Genomic DNA, 21,859 nt, shown 5'->3' with positions numbered 1-21,859 from the left:
AGCCCCGGGCCCTGCCGACAGGAGGCTTTCGCCCGTCCTGTGCCGACCGCTCATCGCTTTAGGAATGCTGCATGTCCACCCCCACCGTCCGCGAACAATTTCTTGTCATCAGTGCCCTGGGCCCCAACCCCATGGAGCTGGCCAACGTCCTCAGCCGCGCTGCCTTCGAAAACCGCTGCGCGGTGGTCACCTCGCGCCTGAGCCGCCACGGCGAGACCAGCGCCCTGGTGCTGCAGGTTGGCGGCAGCTGGGACGCCCTGGCCCGCCTTGAGGCGTCGCTGCCGAGCCTGGGCAAAAAACATGGCCTGACCCTTGACGTGGTGCGCAGCGCCGACCAGGAGGTGCGCCCCCAGGCCCTGCCTTACGTGGCCTACGTCAGCGCTGCCTATCGCCCGGACATCATCAACGAGCTGTGCCAGTTCTTCCTCGACCACCGCGTCGAGCTCGAAGCCATGACCTGCGACACCTACCTGGCGCCGCAAACCGGCAGCAGCATGCTCAATGCCCAGTTCACCGTGATCCTGCCGGCCGGCACCCAGATCAGCTGGCTGCGTGACCAGTTCCTGGACTTTGCCGATGCCTTGAACCTCGATGCGCTGATCGAGCCATGGCGCCCACAGAACCCGATGTAAGGAAACCGACCATGGCTGTAGCACTCGACCAACCCGTTGCCGACTTCCAGGCCCAGGCCACCAGCGGGCAGGCCGTCAGCCTGGCCGAACTCAAGGGCCAGCAAGTCGTGCTGTACTTCTACCCGAAGGACAGCACCCCGGGCTGCACCACCGAAGGCCAGGGTTTCCGCGACCAGCATGATGCCTTTGCCGCAGCCAACACCGTGGTGTTCGGCGTTTCGCGCGACGGCATCAAGTCGCACGAGAACTTCAAGGCCAAGCAAGGCTTCCCGTTCGAGCTGATCAGCGACAAGGACGAGGCGCTGTGCCAGCTGTTCGACGTGATCAAGCTGAAGAAGCTGTATGGCAAGGAATACATGGGCGTTGACCGCAGCACCTTCCTGATCGACAAGGACGGTGTGCTGCGCCAGGAGTGGCGTGGGGTGAAAGTACCCGGGCATGTGGATGCCGTTCTGGCTGCTGCCCAAGCCCTGAACAAGGCTTGAGATTGATGGGGCTGCCTTGCAGCCCATCGCCGGCAAGCCAGCTCCCACAGGCAATGCACAGGGCTTGAATGCGATGAGGTCGGTGTAGGAGCTGGCTTGCCGGCGAAGGGCCGCAAAGCGGCCCCAACAATCACAGCATTGGCGAAACGCTAGGCTCCTGCCGCGGCCAGGCATCCAGCACCGCCTTGATGAGCGTCGCCAGCGGGATGGCAAAGAAAATCCCCCAGAACCCCCATAGCCCGCCAAACAGCAGCACCGCGCAGATGATCGCCACCGGGTGCAGGCTCACCGCCTCGGAGAACAGCAGCGGTACCAGCACGTTGCCATCCAGCGCCTGGATGATCGCGTACACCGTCATCAGGTAGATGAACTGGTCACCCCAGCCCCACTGGAACAACGCGATCAAGGTCACCGGCACGGTCACCACCACCGCCCCCACGTAAGGCACCACCACCGACAACCCCACCAGCAACGCCAGCAGCGCGGCGTAGTTGAGCCCCAGGCTGATGAAGGCGATGTAGGTGGCAATGCCGCAAATCAGGATTTCGATGCCCTTGCCACGGATGTAGTTGGCAATCTGCCGGTTCATCTCGCTGCCCACCCGGTTCAGTAGGGCGCGCTGGCGCGGCAGGTAGCCGCTGACCCAACGCCCGATCAGCTCGCGGTCCTTGAGGAAGAAGAACACCAGGATCGGCACCAGCACCAGGTAGATCATGGCGTTGACCAGCAGCGGCAAGCTGGACAGCGAGAAGGTCAGCGCCCACTGGCCGAACTTGCCGATTTCACCGCGCACCGACTCGATGGCATGCAGCACCTGCTCGTCCGACACCAGGTGCGGGTAGCGCTCGGGCAACAGCAACAGCAGCGACTGCCACTTGCCGAGCATGCCCGGTAGCTCGTTGAACAGGGTGATCAGCTGGTGCCACAGCAGCGGCACCAGCACCAGCATGAATACCGCCAGTGCGCCCATGAACAGGGCGAACACCAGCATCACCGCCAACCGCGTGGGTACGCGCAGGCGCTCCAGGGCGTTGACCAGCCCCTGCATCAGAAACGCCAGCACCATGCCCGCCAGCACCGGCGCAAGCATGCCGCCCAGGGTAAGCACGGCGGTAAAGGCCAGGAACAGCAGGACCGCCAGCACCACTGCCTCCTCATCGGAGAAGTAGCGCTGCATCCAGTCGCGAAGCACTTTGAACATTGACGATCCTTGGTAAGACTCAGGCCTTGCGCAGCCAGTAGGTGTAGGTGCCGGCCTCGGCCGTTTCCCGCAGCAGCGTATGACCGGCCAGCCGGGCGAAAGTGCGGAAGTCACGCTGGGACCCGGCGTCGGTGGCGATCACCTTCAGCACTGCGCCGCTGGGCAGGCGGTTGAGCTCCATCTTGGCCTTCAGCAACGGCAAGGGGCAATTCAGCCCGCTGGCGTCCAGTTCGGCGTCGCAGGTCGGGGTGTCACTCATCGCAGGGCTCTCCAATGGCATTGCCGGGCTGCCGTTTGTTCGGGCCGGCTAGAATAGCGCCACTGGTCGCCAACGTGTGAGCCCGCTACAGTAGGTATCTTTGACCGACGCGAGCTTCATGCATGAATCTACTGCGCCCTACCCTGCTGACGCTGGCCTGCCTGTTGGCCCTTCCCGGCCATGCTGACGACCTGCCATCGCTGGGGGACGCCAGTTCCGCGATCGTCTCGCCGCAGCAGGAGCACCAGCTGGGCCGCGCCTGGCTGAGCCTGCTGCGCGGCCAGGTCAACCAGCTGAACGATCCGCAACTCAAGGACTACGTCGAAACCAGCGTGTACAAGCTGGCCGAGACCAGCCAGCTGCAGGACCGGCGCCTGGAGTTCATCCTCATCGACAGCCGCGAGCTCAACGCCTTCGCCGCCCCGGGTGGCATTGTCGGGGTCAACGGCGGTTTGTTCCTCAACGCGCAGACCGAAGGCGAGTACGCCTCGGTGCTGGCCCACGAACTGGCGCACTTGTCGCAACGCCACTTCGCCCGCGGCGTCGAGGCCCAGCAACGCATGCAATTGCCGATGATGGCGGCGCTGCTGGCAGGCATCGTGCTGGCGGCGGGCGGCGCTGGCGATGCAGGTATCGGCATGATTGCCGGTACCCAGGCGGCGGCCATTCAGGAACAACGGCGCTTCTCGCGGCAGAATGAACAGGAAGCCGACCGCATAGGCATCCAGAACCTGGAAAAGGCCGGCTATGACCCGCGCAACATGCCGACCATGTTCGAACGCCTGGCACGCCAGTATCGCTATGACGCCAAGCCGCCGGAATTTCTGCTGACCCACCCCGTTACCGAATCGCGTATCGCCGACACCCGCAACCGCGCCGACCAGGCGCCCAAAGGCGGCGTCGAGGACACCGCACGCTACCAGCTCATTCGCGCCCGGGTGGCGCTGACCTACGAGGGCACACCGGGGCTGGCCGCCAAGCGCTTCCGCGCCCAGCTGGACGAGGACCCCAAGCTCGACGCCGCGCGTTATGGCCTGGCCCTGGCGCAGATCAAGGGCGGCCAGTTGAACGAAGCACGCGAGCTGCTGAAGCCGCTGCTCGCCAAGGCACCCAACGACATCACCTACAACCTGGCGCAGATCGACCTGGATATCACCAACAACCGCCTGGCCGACGCGCAGCAGCGGGCCGAGCGGATGCAGGGGCTGTACCCAGGCAATTACCCGCTGAAACAGGTGCGTGCCGATTTGCTGGTGAAGCAGAACAAGCCGGCCGAAGCGGAGAAGGTGCTGAACGACCTGGTCAAGAGCCGGCCGGATGACCCGGACGTGTGGTACGACATGGCCGAAGTACGGGGCTTGTCGGGCAACACCATCGGTTTGCACCGGGCGCGGGCCGAGTATTTCACTCTGGTCGGGGACTTTGACCAGGCGATCCAGCAGCTCGATTATGCCAAGCGCCGGGCGGGCGGGAACTTCCCGCTGGCCTCGCAGATTGACCAGCGTCAGCGCGAGATCATGGAGCAGCAGCGCATGGTTCGGGAAATGATGGGGCGCTGAGGATTTTGGGGGCGCTTTGCGCCCCTTTCGCGACACAAGGCCGCTCCTGCACGGGATCGCATTCGCCTGTAGGAGCGGCCTTGTGTCGCGAAAGGGCCGCAAAGCGGCCCCAGCAATCTCAGGCGTTACCGGACAGTTTCAGCCGCGCCGCCTGGGTAAAGTCCAGCATCCGGTTCAGCGGCTTGATGGCCTTGGGCACCAGCGCCGGGTCGACGAAGATTTCATCGCCACCATTGCGCAGGCAATGCAGCACCCGCTCCAGGGTGTTCATCGCCATCCACGGGCAGTGCGCGCAGCTGCGACATGCCGCGCCGTTACCGGCGGTAGGCGCTTCGACGAACTCCTTGTCCGGGCACAGCTGCTGCATCTTGTAGAAGATGCCACGGTCGGTGGCGACGATGAAGGTCTTGTTCGGCAGGGTTTGCGCCGCCTTGATCAGCTGGCTGGTAGAGCCCACCGCGTCGGCCAGGTCGATCACCGACTCTGGCGACTCCGGGTGCACCAGAATGGCCGCGTCCGGGTACAGCGCCTTCATGTCGGCCAGTTGGCGCGACTTGAACTCTTCGTGAACGATGCAGGCACCGTCCCACAGCAGCATGTCGGCGCCGGTCTGCTTCTGGATATAGCGGCCCAGGTGCTGGTCCGGCCCCCAGATGATGGTCTCGCCGTTGTCCATCAGGCTTTCGACGATTTCCAGCGCGCAGCTTGAAGTCACTACCCAGTCAGCACGGGCTTTGACCGCAGCGGACGTGTTGGCGTAGACCACCACGGTACGTTCCGGGTGCTGGTCGCAGAAGGCCGAAAACTCTTCCACCGGGCAGCCGAGGTCGAGCGAGCAGGTGGCCTCCAGGGTCGGCATCAGCACGCGTTTTTCCGGGGTGAGGATCTTGGCTGTCTCGCCCATGAAGCGCACACCGGCAACAATCACCGTGTCGGCAGCGTGGTTCTTTCCGAAGCGGGCCATTTCCAGCGAGTCGGACACGCAGCCGCCGGTTTCTTCGGCAAGCGCCTGGATGACCGGGTCGCAGTAGTAATGGGCAACCAGCACGGCGTTCTGGGCCTTGAGCTCGGCAGCGATGGCCGCACGGTATTCGGCCTCCTGCTCGGCTGTCAGCGGGTTGGGCTGCTTGGCGTCGAGGTGGGCCTGAACCAACAGGCGTTCTGAAATCTGGGTCATGATCGCTGGACCTGCAGGCGCGCGTGCGCGTCAAATCGAGTGTATCACCCGGCCCTGGCAGATCGGCTAAGGGTGCCGGACGGCATACAAGCCGCCACGGCCCTCTGCGGGCGCGGATTATTATCGGAGGCCGAAGGCTACAGATAATCCAGCGATTACTAAAGGGGTTTTTGTGTTGCCTGTGCGGGCCTCTTCGCGGCCCCACCCGCTCCCACAGGAGTTGTGCAGACCCTGTGGGAGCGGGCGCGCCCGCGAAGGGGCCGGGACAGGAGAATCGATCAACCCTGCGGCGACAGCGCCGCCAGGTGCGCGGCCATGAGCATGGCAAACTCTTCCACGGTCATCTTGCGGCCATTGAAATCGACCATGCCGTCGGCATAGTGCAGGCTGCTGACCACATCGTTGCCCTGCACGGTGGCCATGCCGCTCTGCAGCGCCATCATGCCGACCATCTCCCCAGCCTGGCTGGATTGCGCAGCGATCGCCTGGGCATCGGTCTGGCCATCCAGCAGCGCCTGCAAGGTCGCCAGGTCGCCCATCATCGGCTTGGACAGCGACAGCTTGCCTTTCACCTCGGTGATCAACTGCTTGCTCAACTGGTCGGGCGGCAAGTCGAAGCTGGTCGGGGCAGCGAAGTTCATCGACAGGTCGAAGCGGCTTTCGCCATTGGCGGTCCTGAACGACAGGTTCTCTACGGCCACCTTGGGCTTGGCAGCCAGCAACGTGTGCAAGTCACCCTGGAACCTGGCCTTCTCGGCCTCGTCCATCCGGATTTGCGGCACCGACTGGCCGGCGGCAGCGGCGGCCTCGAATTCCGGCAGGTGCGCCTGGTACCACTTCGACAACGCTTGCAGCGCCGGGGCGTTGACCGAGGCGATGCTCACCGCCATCTGGGCCTTGCCCACCGCACGACCATCCCAGGTGATATCGCCCACCTTGTATTCGACATGTCCACCTACGGTATCCGGGCCGTCCAGGGCCTGCAGGGCGTTCTGCTCAAAGCCCTTGATCAGCAGCACCTGCTGCCTGGGCCCTAAGGTGACCTTGGCTTCAGCCAGCAGCAGATCGACGTTGCCCACGTAGATGGCGTCGTGCTGCGTGGCGGCCAGGTTACCCCCGACCTTCAGGCCATTGAGCTCGAAGGTGGCAGGCGGCTGGTCATCGCGCACCAGCTTCATCACGAAGCGGTCCGCATGGCCATGAAACTTCGAGGCTTTGCCCTCCCGGTCACCACTGACTTCCATCTGCATGCCCGAGAAGTCGATACTGTTGCCATCCGCTTCGTCGAGCTTGACCGGTGCCAGCTGGACCTGGCTTACCACATCGCCACCGTAGCCCAGGCTGGTCTGGGCACTGACCGGCGCCTTGTCACCCGCAGCGGCGAACCACGGCGCGGTCGTGTCGTCCTTCTCCAGCGTGCTGTTGCTGACCGCCAGTACCGGCATCAGCTTCAGCGACTTGACCCGCGACCAGGGGAACGGGCCGTGCTCGATCTGGTCAGTAACGCCCACGTCGAAGTTGACAACCTCGCCTTCACCCACGTTGATGTCGCGGGCCTTGAGCCGGTAGCGGGCAGTACTGCTGAAGAAATGCTGCTCCAGCGACACCCGCTCGATGCTCATGCTGCCGCCGGTACTTACCAGCGCCTTCTTGAGTTCGGCGTTGCTGCGAGCCACGGCGTTGTCCAGCTCTGCCGGCAGCTGCTTGCCGGTATACCAGGCGCCAGCGGTGGTTGCGACGGCAATGGCAACAGCCAGGCCGGAGAGGATGCGAACTGATTTCTTCATGAATAGAACCGATTGCTGTCCGTAGGGGCTTCGAGGGCGGCCAAGGCCACGCAGAGAGCGAAGAGTATCACCCCCGCCGGGGCCGGGCGCGGGCCCGGGGCGAAAAACCGACAATTCGGATGCGTCTGACAGATGAGTAAAAGCTCAGCTGACTTCGTTAATTTTTACGAACACACCAATTGATCAAAACCGCAAAAAAACGCGCAAAAACCGAACAAATACCGGTTTAAAACGATAAATATTTCAATTCAGTAACATCTTGTCATGTTTAACTTGACACCAACCTACCCATCGTTTTTTATTTTCACCACTTAGCGCGCTCCCCCCCGCGCCTCCCGCCGCTCCAACATAAAAGGTGAACAACATGGAGCCCACCCGCTCGCCCTTGCCGCATGCGCAATCCCCCGTGCCCGCCGTTCACGCCCCGCAGCAGGAGCCATGCCAGCATGCAGCCTGACCACAGCGCTTCCGGCAACGGCCAATTGCGTAAAACGCTGCGCCTCTGGCACGTCATCATCATCGGTCTGGCCTACCTGACCCCGATGACCGTGTTCGACACCTTCGGCATCGTCAGCGGGATTACCGCCGGCCACGTGCCCAGCGCCTACATCCTGGCGCTGGCCGGGATCCTGTTCACTGCGGTGAGCTACGGCACGCTGGTAAAACGCTTCCCGCAATCGGGCTCGGCGTACACCTACACCCAACGCGCAATCAACCCCCACGTGGGCTTCCTGGTCGGCTGGTCGTCGCTGCTGGACTACCTGCTGCTGCCAATGGTCAATGCGCTGCTGGCCAAGCTGTACCTCTCGGCGATGTTCCCGGAAGTGCCGGAGTGGATATGGGTCGTGGGTTTCGTCACCCTGATCAGCCTGATCAACATGCGCAGCGTAAACCTGGTAGCCCACTTCAACCTGCTGTTCGTCGGCGTACAGGTAGCGATCATCGCCGTATTCATCTACCTGTGCGTGCGCGGCCTGGGCCACGGTGAAGGGCTGGGCACCACCTGGAGCCTGCTGCCATTTGCAGACAACCAGACCCACCTGAGCGCCCTGGCTGCCGGAGCGACCATCCTGTGCTTCTCGTTCCTGGGCTTCGACGCGGTCACCTGCCTGTCCGAAGAAACCCGCGACCCGGCCAAGACCATCCCGCGGGCGATCTTCCTCACCGCCCTGATCGGCGGCGTGGTGTTCATCACCGTGTCGTACTTCATCCAGGCCTACTTCCCGACCATGGCACGCTTCCACGACCAGGAAGCAGCACTGCCGGAAATTGCCTTGTACGTTGGCGGCAAGCTGTTCCAGTCGATTTTCATTGCCTGCACCGTGATCAACACCATTGCCTCGGGCCTGGCCTCGCAAACCAGCGTGTCGCGCCTGCTGTACGTGATGGGCCGTGACAACGTGATCCCGGCCAGCCTGTTCGCCCGCCTGCACTCGCGCTACAAGACGCCGGTGCTCAACATTGCCGTGGTGGGCCTGATTTCGCTGTCGGCGATCTTCTTCGATCTGGTCACCGCCACGTCGATCATCAACTTCGGCGCGCTGGTGGCATTCAGCTTCGTCAACCTGTCGGTGATCAACCACTGCTACCTGCGCGAAGGCAAGCGCCGCGGCCTGGCCAACCAGTTGAAGTACCTGGTACTGCCCACCATCGGCTTCTGCATCATTGTGTCGCTATGGCTGGACCTGAACGCGAACTCGCTGATGTTTGGCGGCATCTGGGCACTGGTCGGGCTGGCTTACCTGGCCTGGCTGACCAAGGCCTTCCGCGCGGCGCCACCCAACTACGTCGCCGAATGACCCACGCCGCCAACAACGCCCGCGCCTGATCGCGGGCGTTGCCGTTGATCGAAAAGGAAAGCCCTCATGTCGCTGCGCCGCCTCTCCATCCAGTGGAAGATCACCCTGCTCGCCGGCCTGTGCCTGCTGGCCATTGTCGCCCTGCTGGTGGCCACGTCCCTGACCCAGGCGCGACGCAGCGCTGCTCTGGTCAACCAGGCCAACACCGCCATGCTCGACAGCAGCGCGCGCCAGCGCCTGCAGGCTCATGCCGAAACCCAGGCGCTGCGTATCCAGCGCTACTTCATGGACGCCTACCAGTACGGCAATGGCTTTGCCCGCCTGGTGCAGGTACTCAAGGCGCGTGGCGGCAGCGATCTGCGCGCCGAGCTGACGCGCCAGGCCCGCGCCAGCCTGGCCGGCAACCCGGATGTAATCGGCCTGTACCTGGTGTTCCAGCCCGATGCGCTGGACCAGCAGGACCGTCAGCACCTCGGCCAGGAGGCCCTGGGCAGCAATGAAAGCGGGCGCTTTTCGCTGTACTGGTCACAGCCCAAGCCCGGCACCCTGGAGCTTGAAGCCATGCCGGAAGCGATGCTCGGCGACGCCAGCATTGGTACCAATGGCGCGGCGAGAAACCGCTGGCTGACTTGCCCGCAAGATACCGCCAGAACCTGCATGCTCGAACCCTACCTCGACGAGGTCAACGGCCGCCAGGTACTGATGACCAGCATCGCCCTGCCCCTGCTGGAGCACGGCAAGGTGGTCGGCGTGGTCGGCCTGGACATCGGCCTGGCCAACCTGCAGCAGCTGAGCCTTGATGGCCGCCGCGAGCTGTTCGACGGCCAGGGGCAGGTGAGTATTGCCAGCGCAGCCGGTCTGCTGGCTGGCAACAGCCGTGACGACAGCACGCTCGGCAAGCGCATGGACCCGGCAGTAGCCGACGGGATGCTGCGTGTAGCGCACCCGTTCACGCCGATCCCTGACGCCACCCCGTGGCAGGTGTTGCTCGAGCTGCCCGAAAGCGTGCTGCAGGCACCGGCTGTGGCCCTTAACCAGCGCCTGGATGCGCACAACCACAGTGCCAACCTCACCGGCCTGCTGACCGGCCTGGGCGCTGCCGTGGTCGGTTTGCTGCTGGTATGGCTGACGGCACGTGGCGTTACCCGGCCGATCCTGGCCGTGGCCGCGCGCCTGGAGGACATCGCCAGCGGCGAAGGCGACCTCACCCGCCGCCTGGACTACGCCCGCCAGGACGAACTGGGCCAGCTCACGGGCTGGTTCAACCGCTTTCTCGACAAACTGCAGCCGGTCATCGCGCAGGTCAAAGGCTCGCTGCAGGAAGCCCGCAACACCGCTGACCAGTCGGCCGCCATCGCCAGCCAGACCAGCAATGGCATGCAGCAGCAGCATCGTGAAATCGAGCAGGTAGCCACGGCGGCCAACGAAATGAGCGCCACCGCCCTGGACGTCGCCCACAACGCCTCGCAGGCAGCCCAGGCTGCACGCGCCGCCGACCAGGCCAGCCAGGAAGGCCTGCAACTGATCGACAGCACTCGCCAGGGCATCGACCGCCTGGCCGCCGGCATGAACACCGCCATGGACGAAGCGCGTGCGCTGGAAGGCCGCAGCGGGCAGATCGGCACAGTACTGGAGGTGATCCGCACCATCGCCGAGCAAACCAACCTGCTGGCGCTGAATGCCGCCATCGAAGCGGCCCGCGCAGGCGAAGCCGGGCGTGGCTTTGCCGTGGTCGCCGATGAGGTGCGTGGACTGGCCCAGCGCACCCAGGTCTCGGTGGAAGAGATCCGCCAGGTCATCGAAGGCTTGCAGCAAGGTACCCAGGATGTGGTGGGGGCCATGCATGAAGGCCAGCGCCAGGCCCAGGACAGTGTCGCGCGCATGGAGCAGGCGTTGCCGGCGCTGCAACGCATTGGCGAGGCGGTGGCGGTGATCAGCGACATGAACCTGCAGATTGCCTCGGCAGCTGAAGAGCAGAGCGCGGTGGCCGAGGAAGTGAACCGCAACGTGGCCGGCATTCGCGATGTCACCGAAGCGCTGGCTGGCCAGGCCGACGAATCGGCACAAATCAGCCAGGACCTGAACCGCCTGGCCAACCAGCAGCAGGCGCTGATGGAGCAATTCCGCGTCTAGTCTGTGGGGGCCTCTTCGCGGGTAAACCCGCTCCCACAGGGTCTTGCACGGACCTGTAGGAGCGGGTTTACCCGCGAAGGGGCCCTGACCGGCAATACCGCACCATGGATTCAACCGAGCACAATTTATGCAAACCCAAAACAGATCCACCTTCTTCGACATCACCAGCGAACAGGGCCTGCTACGCACCTCGATCGCCGTCACGCTGTTCATCGCCACCATCGGCATCGGCTTCGGCATCGCCTCCGGCTCTTTCTCGATTGTGTTCGACGGTGTCTACTCACTGGTCGACGCGAGCATGAGCGGGTTGTCACTGGTGGTCGTCAAACTGATCACCTCGCACACCACCAGCGTGCAGATGTCGCGCAAGCTGCGCGAGCGCTTCACCATGGGCTTCTGGCACCTGGAGCCGATGGTGCTGGCACTCAACGGCATACTGCTCAGTGGGGTGGCCATCTACGCGCTGATCAACGCCGTCGGCAGCCTGTTGCAAGGCGGCCGTCATCTTGAATTCGGCATTGCCATGGTCTACGCGGTGCTGACCGTGATCGCCTGCGTGACCATCGCCGTTGTGGAGGCCCGCGCCAACCGCAAGCTGCAGTCGGACTTCGTGCGCATGGACGTCAAGGGCTGGGTGATGTCGGCCAGCATCACCGCAGCGCTGTTGATCGCCTTCTGCTTTGGCTACGCGGTGCAGGGGACGTCGCTGGAATGGGTGTCACCGTACATCGACCCGGCAGTGCTGGCGCTGGTGTGCCTGGTGATCGTGCCGTTGCCGATGTCGGTGGTGCGCCAGGCGCTGTCGGAAATATTCCTGGTCACCCCAGGCGACTTGAGACTGCACGTGGATGAGGTCGCCAAGGACTTCGTGGCCCGCCACGGACTGCAGTCCTACCGTGCCTACGTGGCCAAGGTCGGGCGGTCGCGGGAAATCGAGCTGTATTTCATCGTGCCAAAGGCCATGGGCGCGAAAACCATCGATGAGTGGGATGCCTGGCGGAACGAGATTGGTGATGCGGTGGGCGGTGAAGGGCCGGACCGTTGGCTGACAGTGGTGTTTACTGGCGACCCGGAGTGGGCTGAATAAGCGGGGGCGCTTTGCGCCCCATTCGCCGGCAAGCCAGCTCCCACAGGTACAGCGTGGGGCTTGGCCTGGATGCATCCTGTGGGAGCTGGCTTGCCGGCGATGAGGGCATTACAGAAAAAGGAAAAGGAAAAAGCCCGCGACCATTTCTGGTAGCGGGCTTTGACGTACTGCGTATGGTGGGTCGTGTAGGATTCGAACCTACGACCAATTGGTTAAAAGCCAACTGCTCTACCAACTGAGCTAACGACCCATTTGATGGCGCGTATAATACTGATTTCTAACGAAAAATCAATACACCATCAGAATTTTTTTCAAAAATAGCGCGTCGGGTCCTCTACCCCGGCGGCCTTGAAGCCGTCAGCGCGCAGGCGGCAGCTGTCGCACTTGCCACAGGCGCGGCCATCATCATCGGCCTGGTAGCAGGAGACAGTCAGGCTGTAGTCCACGCCACGCGCCATGCCGGCCTGCACAATCTGCGCCTTGCTCAGGTTCTGCAGCGGCGCCTGGATACGGAAGCCCTGCCCCTCTACACCCGCCTTGGTTGCCAGGTTGGCCATGCGCTCGAACGCTTCGACAAACTCGGGCCGGCAATCGGGGTAACCGGAGTAATCCACGGCATTTACCCCGATAAAGATGTCGCGCGCTTCCAGCACTTCTGCCCAGCCCAGGGCCAGCGACAGGAACACGGTGTTACGCGCCGGCACGTAGGTGACCGGGATGCCTTCGCCCAGGGTTTCCGGCACGTCGATGCTGCTGTCGGTCAACGCTGAGCCGCCAATGCCGTCCAGGTTCAGGCCAATGACCTTGTGCTCGACCACACCCTGGTCGCGAGCAACGCGGGCAGCAGCATTCAGCTCGGCGCGGTGGCGCTGGCCGTAGTCGAAACTCATGGTGTAGCAGCTGTAGCCTTCGGCCTTGGCCATGGCGACCACCGTGGCCGAATCCAGGCCACCGGACAACAGGATTACTGCGCGCTTCTCAGTCATGTTCTTGCTCCTCAATCAACGTCCGGGTTCGTCGTTCCACAGCAGCTTGTGCAACTGCAGCTGGAAGCGTACGGGCAGGTTGTCGGCAACGATCCAGTCTGCCAGGTGACTGGCGTTGACCTGGTGGTGGCTAGGCGAGAACAGCACCTCGCCGGCACGCTCGGCCAGGTTGTACTGGATCAGCTTGGATACCGCCCAGTCGTAGTCCTCACGGGAACAGATGACGAACTTGACCTGATCGTTACGGGTCAGGTGTTCGATGTTCTGGTAAAGGTTACGGTGCGACTCTTCGGAGCCCGGGGTTTTCAGGTCGACTACGCGGCTGACGCGGGTATCGGTACCGGATATATCCAGGGCACCGCTGGTTTCCAGCGACACCTCATAGCCGGCGTCACACAGGCGCTGCAGCAACGGCAAGGCGTTGGGCTGTGCCAAGGGCTCGCCACCGGTGACGCATACGTAGCGCGGCTTGAAGCCGGCAACCTGCTCAAGGATCGAATCGAGGGTACGAATGGTGCCGCCGCTGAACGCGTAGGCACTGTCGCAGTACTGGCAGCGCAGGGGGCAACCGGTGAGGCGCACGAATACCGTGGGCAGCCCGGCCGTTCGCGTTTCACCCTGCAACGAGTAAAAGACTTCGGTGATGCGTAATGTGTCTTGCATGATCGCCTCGGGCGTGACAGCTAAACAGGCTGCCCGCCTCCTCAGGCACTGCCGCGGACTCGACAAAGCGTTATCCGCAACAGCGTGTTTACGAAAAAAGGGCACTGATTCTAACGAAAAAACCCGCGACAAGCGCGGGTTTCTTACCAACAGTACAACTTAGAGCTTTTGCAGGTCGCGTTGCGCCAGTTGCGCGGCAGAGGTGCCGGGGTACTGGGTGATGACCTGCTGGAGGATGCCCTTGACCTTGTCGGTGTGGCCCATGCGGCGCTCGACGTCGGCCAGCTTGTACAGCGAATCTGGCACCTTGCTGTGCTTCGGGTACTTCTGGCTGACCTGGGCAAACGCCTGGCTGGCCCCTGGCAGATCACCCTTGGCCAGGTTCACCTCACCCAACCAGTACTGGGCATTGCCGGCGTACTGGCTGTTGGGGTACTTGCGCAGGAAGGCGTTGAACGCCTGGCTGGCCTTGTCGAAGTCCTTCTGCTTGATCAGGTCGAAAGCAGCATCGTAGTAGAGCTTTTCTTTCGCCGGATCACCGGGCTCGCTACTGGCGGCCGGTTGTTGCGCAGCAGCACCGGCTGCTGCACCCGGGGCGGCATTGGAAGCACCACCACCGGAGGAATTGTCAGGGGTCGCGGCAGGTGCGGCGCCACTGTTGATGCGACGGTCCAGGTCCTGGTATCGCTCCAGGTTTTCCTGCTTCATGCGCGACACATCGTTTTGCAGCTCTTCGATGATGCCTTGCTGGCGGGAAAGCTGGTCCTGCATCTGTTGCAGCTGCATGAACAGCTGGCCCTGTGCAGAGGCAGGGGCCGAAGCCCCTGCCCCGGCATAGGCGCCGCTCGTGCCATAACCCGCAGGCGGATAACTGCCAGCGTTGTCATCTACTACAGGGATCTCAGCCCAGGCCGCAAGCGGCAGGCTGAGTGCGAGGACGGTTACTACACGGCGGCACATACGCATAAGAACTTACTTACGCAGTTCTACGCGGCGGTTCTGAGCCCAGGATTGCTCGTCGTTGCCAGTGGCAACAGGACGCTCTTCACCGTAGGAGACCAGTTCCAGCTGAGCAGGGGAAACGCCCTGCAGAACCAGGTAGCGCTGAACGGCCTTGGCACGACGCTCACCCAGAGCCATGTTGTACTCGCGGGTGCCGCGCTCGTCGGTGTTGCCTTCCAGAACAACACGGTTGCCGTTGGACTTCAGGTCCTTGGCGTGAACGTCCAGAGCGCGCATGGCTTCTGGCTTCAGGTCCGAGCTGTCGTATTCGAAGTAGAAGGTGGTGATTGCGCGCAGGGCGGCTTCTTCGCTCAGGGAACCGTCAACGGCGCCGGTGTTTGCACCGTAGCCAGCGTTCGGATCGACAGCAGCGCCTTCACCAGCGTTGTCGCCGCCCTTCGAGGAGCAACCTACAGCTACAGCCATGGCCAGAGCCAGCGCAGCGAATTTACCAAACTTCAGCATTTCCATCGTGAAACTCCTAATGAAACCCCAGTGTGTTAAGCAAAACGTATTACGCCGCAATCAGTTCAGGTAAGGGGACCAGGACGGTTCTCTGACTTCGCCTTGAGCGGTAGGAAGTGGGAGCCTCACGCGGCCATTAAGCGACACGAGCATCAAGACTCCCCGGCCCTGCTGGCGGGTGGCGTAGATTAGCATGGTGCCGTTTGGCGCAACAGTGGGAGACTCGTCAAGACTTGTTTCCGAGAGAATCTTTACACTTCCACGTTGCAAGTCTTGTGCCGCGACTTTGAAGTTGGTGAAACCCTGTTGGCGATGGATCATCACCAAGGTCTTCTCATCTGCGGAAAGTTTCGGGTTGGCGTTGTAGTTACCAACGAAGGTGACACGTTCTGCACCGCCACCGCTAACCGACTGCTTGTAGATTTGCGGCTTGCCGCCACGGTCGGAGGTGAAGTACAGGGTGTTGCCATCCTTGCCCCAGAACGGCTCGGTATTGATACCCGGGCCTGCAGTAACACGGCTGATCTGGCGCGACGCCACGTTCATCACGTAGATGTCCGGGTTGCCGTCCTTGGACAGCACGAACGCCAGGCGCGAACCGTCTGGCGACCAGGCTGGCGCGCCGTTCAGGCCTTCGAAGTTGGTCACCTGCTCGCGGCGGCCGGTATCGATGTTCTGCACGAAGATGCGCGGGCGCTTCTGCTCGAACGAAACATAGGCGATACGCTTGCCATCCGGCGCAAAGCGCGGCGACAGGATCGGCTCACGCGACTGCAGCAGGGTCACCGCACGCGCACCGTCGTAGTCCGAACGCTGCAGGGTGTAGCGGGTGTTGTTGGTGGAAAAACGCTCGGCCGTCACGTACAGCATACGGGTGGAGAACGCACCCTTGATGCCGGTGAGCTTCTCGAACGACTGATCGGCAATGTAGTGCGCCATGTCGCGCAACTGGTCGGTGCTGCCGGCCACGCTGCCGGTCAGCACTTGCTGCTCGGTGGCGACGTTGAACAGCGCGTACTGCACCTGCAGGCGACCGCCCGACGGCACGATGCTGCCGACCATCACGTACTGGGCACCCAGCGCTTTCCAGTCACGGAAGATGACTTCGCTGGCCTGCGACGGCTGGCTGATCATGTTCTGCTTCGGGATCGGCGAGTAATAGCCGGAATTGCGCAGGTCGTTGCTGATGATGTCAGCCATGTCCTCGGGCAGCACGCTGCCGCCCTGCAGGCCGAACGGCACTACCGCAATGGGTGTGGCCCGGTCGCTGCCGCTGGTGACCAGGATGTTCTTTTCCTCTGCCACCGCCATGCCTGCCACGCAGCAGAGCATGACCAGCAGTCCTCTCAGACGTTTAATCACAACGCTAGATCCTCAGGTGTAAATGTCATCTTGAACGAGCGATAACGGTTGAAATCGCTCGGCTTCATACCCTGCATCTCGGTCAGACGACCAATGTTCTTCACCGCAGCCACCGCCGAACTGTCATACGGGCCGTCCCCACTGGAACGGGACACGCTGACACTGGTGATGGTGCCGTCCGGCAACATGCTGACCTGCAGGGTCACCGTCATGCCCTTGCGCGCGGAAGGCGGACGCGCCCAACCCTCGGCCGCGCGCATACGGATCAAGTCGTCGAAGTCGCCGGCCACCTGGTCACCCTGCTCGTCGGCCAGGGCCTGCTGGCGCTCGGTGGTGTCGGACAACAGCTCGGCCAGGGCCTGGGCTTTCTTGTCTTCTGCCGCCTTGCGAGCCGCTTCCTGTGCCTTCTTCTTCTGGGCATCTGCAGCGGCCTTCTTCTTGGCCTCTTCAGCTGCCTTCTTCTTCGCATCCTCGGCCGCCGCTTTTTTCTTGGCGTCCTCGGCTGCTTTTTTCTTGGCCTCTTCGGCTGCCTTTTTCTTGGCATCCTCGGCAGCTTGCTTCTTCGCCTCTTCAGCGGCCGATTTCTTGGCCTCTTCTTCGGCTTGCTTCTTGGCTTCGTCCTCGGCCTTCTTCTTGGCGATGTCGGCCTGCTGTTTCTCGGCGGCTTTCTTCGCTTCGTCGGCCTTCTTGGCTTCGGCGGTTTTCTTGGCCTCTGCAGCCTTGGCGGCGTCGGCGGCCTTGGCGGCGTCCTCGGCTTTTTTCGCTTCGGCGGCTTCTCGAGCCTCTTCGGCCTTTTGAGCTGCGTCGGCCTTCTTTTGTTCCGCGGCCTTCACGGCCTCCTGCTCAACCTTTTTCTGTTCCAGCTGCTCGACTTCGGTCTGGCGCGAAGCGGTTTTCTTCGCTTCCCCGGCAATCTTCTGATTGGTCTGGGTAGTCGCCTGGCTCTTGGACTTGAGCTGGTACAGGGTAGCTTGAACAATCGGCTTGGACGGCGGCAGTTCAGGGGTCATGGCAAAACTGACGAACAGCATGGCGAACACCAGCACATGCAGGCCGATGGCCCAGACACTGGGCCAGAAGTAGCTTTCCGAGGCGGATGGCTCTCGCTGTTGCATCAGGGCGCCTCGGTAATCAGGCCAACGTTACCGACACCGGCCTTCTGCAACCCGCCCATGGCGCCCATCACGGCGCCGTAGTCGACAGCCTTGTCGCCACGAATGAAGACCTGGGTCTGCTTGCCCTGGTCACGGCCGGCAGCAATGATCTTGGTCACTGCGTTGGTCATGTCGGGCAAGGTCATGGCCTTGTCCATCTGCTTGTCGGTGTCGACTTCGCTGCCGAGGTTCCAGTAGTAGGTCTTGTCGGCCTTGATCGAGATGGTGAGGATCTGGACGTTGTTGTCCTGCGGCAAGGCTTCACTGGAAACCTTGGGCAGGTCGACCTTCACGCCCTGGTTGAGCATGGGCGCAGTCACCATGAAGATGACCAGCAGCACCAGCATCACGTCGATGTAGGGCACCACGTTCATCTCGGCGACGGGCTTGCGTTTGTGGCGAACTCGGGCCATGGGCTTCTACCTGATTACTCTTCGCTGGTGTGCACTTTACGGTGCAGGATCGCCTGGAACTCGTCGGCGAAGGTGTAGTAACGACCGATCAGCACTTCGCTGCGCGCGGCAAACCGGTTGTAGGCGATGACGGCCGGGATTGCCGCGAACAGGCCGATGGCGGTGGCAATCAGCGCTTCGGCGATACCCGGGGCAACAGTGGCCAGGGTGGCCTGCTGGGCGCTGGCCAGGCCGCGGAAGGAGTTCATGATGCCCCACACGGTACCGAACAGGCCGATGTACGGGCTGGTGGAACCGACAGTGGCCAGGAACGGCAGGCTCTGCTCGAGTTTTTCTTCCTCGCGCGAGATGGCTACGCGCATGGCACGGCCAACGCCTTCCATGACCGCGTCAGGGTCGACGCCCGGCTGCTGACGCAGGCGCGAAAACTCCTTGAAACCGGCACGGAAGACCTGCTCCACGCCGGAATCCGGGTCTGGGTTGCTGCCTGCCTGGCGGTACAGCTTGGACAGGTCGATACCCGACCAGAAGCGCTCCTCGAAGGCATCCAGCGCACGACGACCGGCGCGCAGCATGGTGCTGCGCTGGAAGATCATGATCCATGAAGTGACCGAGGCGGCCACCAGAATCAGCATTACCAGCTGTACCACCACGCTGGCATTGCTGACCAGACTCCACATGGAGGTATGGTCGACGACGTTAGCTTCCACGCTTATTCTCCTGCATTCGATTGATTACCCGAGCCGTCCGCCGCAAAGGCGTGGCGCAGCTGGGGGGGTATGGCTCGGGGTTTGAAAGTGTCGGCGCGCACCGCGGCCACCAGGAACTGCCCTTCGCAGAGCAGCGTTTCATCCTTTTCCCGCCAGACCTGCTGCACGAAACGCAGGCTGGCGCGATTGAGTTCAAGTACTTGCGCCGTCACCCGCAATTCGTCGTCCAGCCGCGCCGGCGCGTGGTAGCGCGCCTCGCTGGAGTGGACCACGAACAACAGGTTGTCGTCGGCCAGTTGCGACTGGGAAAACCCCAGCTGCCGCAGGCGTTCGGTGCGCGCGCGCTCCATGAATTTCAGGTAGTTGACGTAATACACCACGCCACCGGCATCGGTATCTTCGTAATAGACGCGACAACGGTGTGCGAACGGTTCCAGGCCATTTTGCGCGCGCATACTCTAGTGCTTACTCCTCGGCTTGCCAATCCGCTGTGGCAACTGTTTTTTCTTCATTAATGTCTTATTGCCAGCGCACCCTCGGCATGCCAGCGGTAGGACCACGAAAAGTCGGTTTTGATCTGTCATTCATCGCCTGGCTGGGAAAAATCACCACCCTCCCCCAGGCGCCCGGGAATATTCAGGCCAAAGTGCAGGTAGGCGTGCCGGGTGACCACTCGGCCCCGGGGCGTGCGCATGATATAGCCTTGCTGGATGAGGTAGGGCTCGAGCACGTCCTCGATGGTGTGGCGCTCTTCGCTGATGGCCGCAGCCAGGTTGTCCACGCCTACCGGGCCGCCGTCGAACTTCTCGATCATGGTCAGCAGCAGGCGCCGGTCGGAATGGTCGAAGCCGCGCTCGTCGACGTCCAGCAGGTTGAGCGCCATGTCGGCCACCGCCTTGGTGATCTCGCCCTTGCCACGCACCTCGGCGTAGTCACGCACACGTCGCAGCAGGCGGTTGGCGATACGCGGGGTGCCACGGGCACGTCGGGCGATTTCATAGGCGCCAAGGTCTTCGATGACCAGGCCAAGAATGCTGGCCGAACGGCTGACGATGGTGGCCAGGTCCTTGTCGCTGTAGAACTCCAGGCGCTGGACGATCCCGAAACGGTCGCGCAGCGGGTTGGTCAGCATGCCGGCCCGGGTGGTGGCCCCGACCAAAGTGAATGGTGGCAGGTCAAGCTTGATCGACCGGGCCGCCGGCCCTTCGCCGATCATGATGTCGAGCTGGAAGTCTTCCATGGCCGGGTACAACACCTCTTCGACGACCGGCGACAACCGGTGGATTTCGTCGATGAACAGCACATCGTGCGGTTCGAGGTTGGTCAGCATGGCCGCCAGGTCGCCCGGGCGCTCGAGGATCGGCCCGGAGGTGCTTTTGACCGACACGCCCATTTCGTGGGCGATGATGTTGGCCAGGGTGGTCTTGCCCAGACCGGGCGGGCCGAAGATCAGCGTGTGATCGAGCGACTCGCTGCGACCGCGGGCGGCCTGGATGAACAGCGCCATCTGCTCGCGCACCACTGGCTGGCCGATGTATTCGTCCAGCCGCAGCGGGCGTATCGCACGGTCCTGGACTTCTTCACGGTCGCGGCCACTGGCGGCGATCAGGCGGTCGGCTTCGATCACTTGGTAATCATCCCTTTCAGGCTGCGGCGGATCAGCTCTTCACTGCCCAGGCCGGCCTTGTCCTTGATCGCGGCGATTGCCTTGCTGGCTTCCTGGGGCTTGTAGCCCAGCGAGACCAGGGCACTGACGGCATCCGCCTCGGCGCTGGACTCGCTGGCGACCGGCAACGGCCCGTCGGACACCAGGGTGAACATGGCCGGGGAGGTTTCCCAGGCCTTGAAGCGATCCTTGAGCTCGACCAGCAGGCGTTCGGCGGTTTTCTTGCCGACGCCGGGTACGCGCACCAGCACCGAGGTGTCCTGGGCCTGCACGCAGCGCACCAGCTCGTCCACTTCCAGCCCGGACATCAGCGCCAGGGCCAGCTTCGGCCCCACGCCGTTGAGGCGGATGAGCTCGCGGAACAGCTCACGCTCGCGCTTCTCGGCAAAGCCATAAAGCAGGTGGGCATCCTCGCGCACCACTTGGTGGGTATGCACGGTTACCGGCTCGCCAACCTTGGGCAAGCGGTACAGGGTGGTCATCGGCACTTCCAGCTCATAGCCGACGCCGTTTACGTCGATAATCAGGTGCGGTGGCTGTTTTTCCGCCAGGGTGCCGCGCAAACGTCCAATCACGTTCCAGTCCTTCCTCACGGGGAGCCGGTCAAAGACCGCTCAACCCTATCAGCAAAAGCAGCGGGCAAACGCATCACCCGGATAAATTGTGTATCTGCGCATGAAGCGTTTACAGACGCAAGCGCCCGCCACGCCGGCGCGCCGTGGCCAGCCCGTGCGGCACCAGGCTGGAGCGCGTATGGGCATGGCACAATGCGATGGCCAGGGCGTCGGAGGCGTCGATCTGAGGCTTTTGCGTCAGCTTCAGCAGGTGCATGACCATCATCATTACCTGATCCTTGTTGGCCCCGCCGGTGCCGGCCACGGCCTGCTTGACCTGGGTGGCGCTGTATTCGGCGATTTCCAGGCCCGCCTCGGCGGCGGCAACAATGGCTGCGCCACGGGCCTGGCCAAGCTTGAGCGCCGAGTCGGCATTGCGAGCCATGAACACCCGCTCGATGCCCATGGTCACCGGGCCGTGCTGGGCAATGACTTCACTGACGCCACGAAAAACGATCTGCAGCCGCTCGTGCAGCTCGCCGCTGCCGGTGCGGATACAGCCCGACGCCACGTACTCGCAACCACGGGCAGTCTGGCGTACCACGCCATAACCGGTGATGCGTGAGCCGGGGTCGATACCAAGAATCAGAGTCATAGCGCCTGTCGTACTAAACACATGTTTTAACATTATTGGGGCCGCTGCGCGGCCCATCACCGGCAAGCCAGCTCCCACAGGTACAGTGCAGGGGTTAAGAAATGCACTGT

Annotated in this window: 22 protein-coding genes, 1 tRNA gene and 1 pseudogene; 7 read left to right on the top strand and 17 right to left on the bottom strand. The window is 62.8% G+C overall.

What is annotated here, in order from left to right; genetic code table 11:
• The first annotated feature begins 71 nt into the window (after positions 1-71).
• The gene (locus HP546_RS02865; RefSeq protein ID WP_172219404.1) at positions 72-632 is read left to right on the top strand and encodes a glycine cleavage system protein R; all 561 of its coding nucleotides are present in this window, start codon (positions 72-74) and stop codon (positions 630-632) included.
• Positions 633-643: 11 nt separating this feature from the next.
• Positions 644-1,117 carry a peroxiredoxin gene (locus HP546_RS02860; RefSeq protein WP_172219402.1) on the top strand — a complete coding sequence of 158 codons (474 nt, stop codon included), beginning with the start codon at positions 644-646 and terminating at the stop codon, positions 1,115-1,117.
• A 130-nt stretch (positions 1,118-1,247) separates the two neighbouring features.
• Here the strand turns inward: HP546_RS02860 and HP546_RS02855 are convergent, their stop codons facing one another.
• Both HP546_RS02855 and HP546_RS02850 read right to left on the bottom strand, forming a co-directional pair.
• Positions 1,248-2,318: an AI-2E family transporter gene (locus HP546_RS02855; protein WP_016488640.1), complete on the bottom strand. Its 1,071-nt coding sequence runs from the start codon at positions 2,316-2,318 to the stop codon at positions 1,248-1,250.
• Between the two features lie 19 nt (positions 2,319-2,337).
• Positions 2,338-2,577: a sulfurtransferase TusA family protein gene (locus HP546_RS02850; RefSeq protein ID WP_172219401.1), complete on the bottom strand. Its 240-nt coding sequence runs from the start codon at positions 2,575-2,577 to the stop codon at positions 2,338-2,340.
• Positions 2,578-2,699: 122 nt separating this feature from the next.
• Here HP546_RS02850 and HP546_RS02845 point away from each other — a divergent pair, with 122 nt between their 5' ends.
• Positions 2,700-4,136 (top strand): M48 family metalloprotease, encoded by a 1,437-nt coding sequence (locus tag HP546_RS02845; RefSeq protein WP_172219399.1) that lies wholly within the window; start codon positions 2,700-2,702, stop codon positions 4,134-4,136.
• A 118-nt stretch (positions 4,137-4,254) separates the two neighbouring features.
• Here the strand turns inward: HP546_RS02845 and nadA are convergent, their stop codons facing one another.
• Together nadA and HP546_RS02835 are read right to left on the bottom strand one after the other, a co-directional pair.
• The gene (gene nadA / locus HP546_RS02840; RefSeq protein ID WP_172219397.1) at positions 4,255-5,313 is read right to left on the bottom strand and encodes a quinolinate synthase NadA; all 1,059 of its coding nucleotides are present in this window, start codon (positions 5,311-5,313) and stop codon (positions 4,255-4,257) included.
• 278 nt (positions 5,314-5,591) lie between these two features.
• Entirely contained in the window at positions 5,592-7,100 is a 1,509-nt protein-coding gene (locus HP546_RS02835; RefSeq protein WP_172219395.1) for a YdgA family protein, read from the bottom strand.
• A gap of 446 nt (positions 7,101-7,546) precedes the next feature.
• Here HP546_RS02835 and HP546_RS02830 point away from each other — a divergent pair, with 446 nt between their 5' ends.
• From HP546_RS02830 to HP546_RS02820, 4 genes and pseudogenes are all read left to right on the top strand, one after another.
• The gene (locus HP546_RS02830; protein WP_172219393.1) at positions 7,547-8,899 is read left to right on the top strand and encodes an APC family permease; all 1,353 of its coding nucleotides are present in this window, start codon (positions 7,547-7,549) and stop codon (positions 8,897-8,899) included.
• Positions 8,900-8,965: 66 nt separating this feature from the next.
• Positions 8,966-10,174: pseudogene (locus HP546_RS31720) on the top strand (HAMP domain-containing protein); the annotation flags it as partial.
• 102 nt (positions 10,175-10,276) lie between these two features.
• A complete protein-coding gene (locus HP546_RS31715) occupies positions 10,277-11,032 on the top strand; it encodes a methyl-accepting chemotaxis protein (RefSeq protein ID WP_372242406.1) in 756 nt (251 codons plus the stop codon).
• Between the two features lie 127 nt (positions 11,033-11,159).
• Positions 11,160-12,119, top strand: coding sequence for a cation diffusion facilitator family transporter (locus HP546_RS02820; protein WP_172219389.1), 960 nt, complete (start codon positions 11,160-11,162; stop codon positions 12,117-12,119).
• A gap of 174 nt (positions 12,120-12,293) precedes the next feature.
• On the opposite strand, the gene HP546_RS02815 is transcribed toward HP546_RS02820, so the two are convergent.
• From HP546_RS02815 to ruvC, 13 genes are all read right to left on the bottom strand, one after another.
• Positions 12,294-12,369: transfer RNA gene (locus tag HP546_RS02815), tRNA-Lys, on the bottom strand.
• Positions 12,370-12,430: 61 nt separating this feature from the next.
• Entirely contained in the window at positions 12,431-13,105 is a 675-nt protein-coding gene (queC, locus tag HP546_RS02810; RefSeq protein ID WP_172219387.1) for a 7-cyano-7-deazaguanine synthase QueC, read from the bottom strand.
• 15 nt (positions 13,106-13,120) lie between these two features.
• Positions 13,121-13,768, bottom strand: a complete 648-nt coding sequence (gene queE / locus HP546_RS02805) for a 7-carboxy-7-deazaguanine synthase QueE (RefSeq protein WP_172219377.1) — start codon at positions 13,766-13,768, stop codon at positions 13,121-13,123.
• 159 nt (positions 13,769-13,927) lie between these two features.
• The gene (gene ybgF, locus HP546_RS02800; RefSeq protein WP_172219375.1) at positions 13,928-14,734 is read right to left on the bottom strand and encodes a tol-pal system protein YbgF; all 807 of its coding nucleotides are present in this window, start codon (positions 14,732-14,734) and stop codon (positions 13,928-13,930) included.
• A gap of 6 nt (positions 14,735-14,740) precedes the next feature.
• Complete coding sequence (gene pal / locus HP546_RS02795; RefSeq protein WP_012273762.1) at positions 14,741-15,241, bottom strand: peptidoglycan-associated lipoprotein Pal; 501 nt, start codon at positions 15,239-15,241, stop codon at positions 14,741-14,743.
• Between the two features lie 54 nt (positions 15,242-15,295).
• Positions 15,296-16,567 (bottom strand): Tol-Pal system beta propeller repeat protein TolB, encoded by a 1,272-nt coding sequence (gene tolB, locus HP546_RS02790; RefSeq protein WP_218583460.1) that lies wholly within the window; start codon positions 16,565-16,567, stop codon positions 15,296-15,298.
• A gap of 26 nt (positions 16,568-16,593) precedes the next feature.
• The gene (gene tolA, locus HP546_RS02785) at positions 16,594-17,712 is read right to left on the bottom strand and encodes a cell envelope integrity protein TolA (RefSeq protein ID WP_172219371.1); all 1,119 of its coding nucleotides are present in this window, start codon (positions 17,710-17,712) and stop codon (positions 16,594-16,596) included.
• Entirely contained in the window at positions 17,712-18,164 is a 453-nt protein-coding gene (gene tolR / locus HP546_RS02780) for a protein TolR (RefSeq protein WP_012273765.1), read from the bottom strand. Before tolR ends, tolA begins: the two co-directional genes overlap by 1 nt.
• 14 nt (positions 18,165-18,178) lie before the next feature.
• Complete coding sequence (gene tolQ / locus HP546_RS02775) at positions 18,179-18,874, bottom strand: protein TolQ (RefSeq protein WP_008090219.1); 696 nt, start codon at positions 18,872-18,874, stop codon at positions 18,179-18,181.
• A 2-nt stretch (positions 18,875-18,876) separates the two neighbouring features.
• Positions 18,877-19,329 carry a tol-pal system-associated acyl-CoA thioesterase gene (ybgC, locus tag HP546_RS02770; RefSeq protein ID WP_172219369.1) on the bottom strand — a complete coding sequence of 151 codons (453 nt, stop codon included), beginning with the start codon at positions 19,327-19,329 and terminating at the stop codon, positions 18,877-18,879.
• A 125-nt stretch (positions 19,330-19,454) separates the two neighbouring features.
• A complete protein-coding gene (gene ruvB / locus HP546_RS02765; RefSeq protein WP_172219367.1) occupies positions 19,455-20,501 on the bottom strand; it encodes a Holliday junction branch migration DNA helicase RuvB in 1,047 nt (348 codons plus the stop codon).
• Positions 20,498-21,115, bottom strand: a complete 618-nt coding sequence (gene ruvA / locus HP546_RS02760; RefSeq protein WP_172219365.1) for a Holliday junction branch migration protein RuvA — start codon at positions 21,113-21,115, stop codon at positions 20,498-20,500. Before ruvA ends, ruvB begins: the two co-directional genes overlap by 4 nt.
• A gap of 109 nt (positions 21,116-21,224) precedes the next feature.
• Positions 21,225-21,749, bottom strand: coding sequence for a crossover junction endodeoxyribonuclease RuvC (gene ruvC, locus HP546_RS02755; protein WP_172219363.1), 525 nt, complete (start codon positions 21,747-21,749; stop codon positions 21,225-21,227).
• Positions 21,750-21,859: the final 110 nt, after the last annotated feature.

The organism is Pseudomonas sp. CM25, assembly GCF_013179705.1.
Classification (GTDB): Bacteria; Pseudomonadota; Gammaproteobacteria; order Pseudomonadales; family Pseudomonadaceae; genus Aquipseudomonas.
Note: the sequence above shows the minus strand (reverse complement) of the source record. Positions and strands in the feature narration are given on the sequence as shown.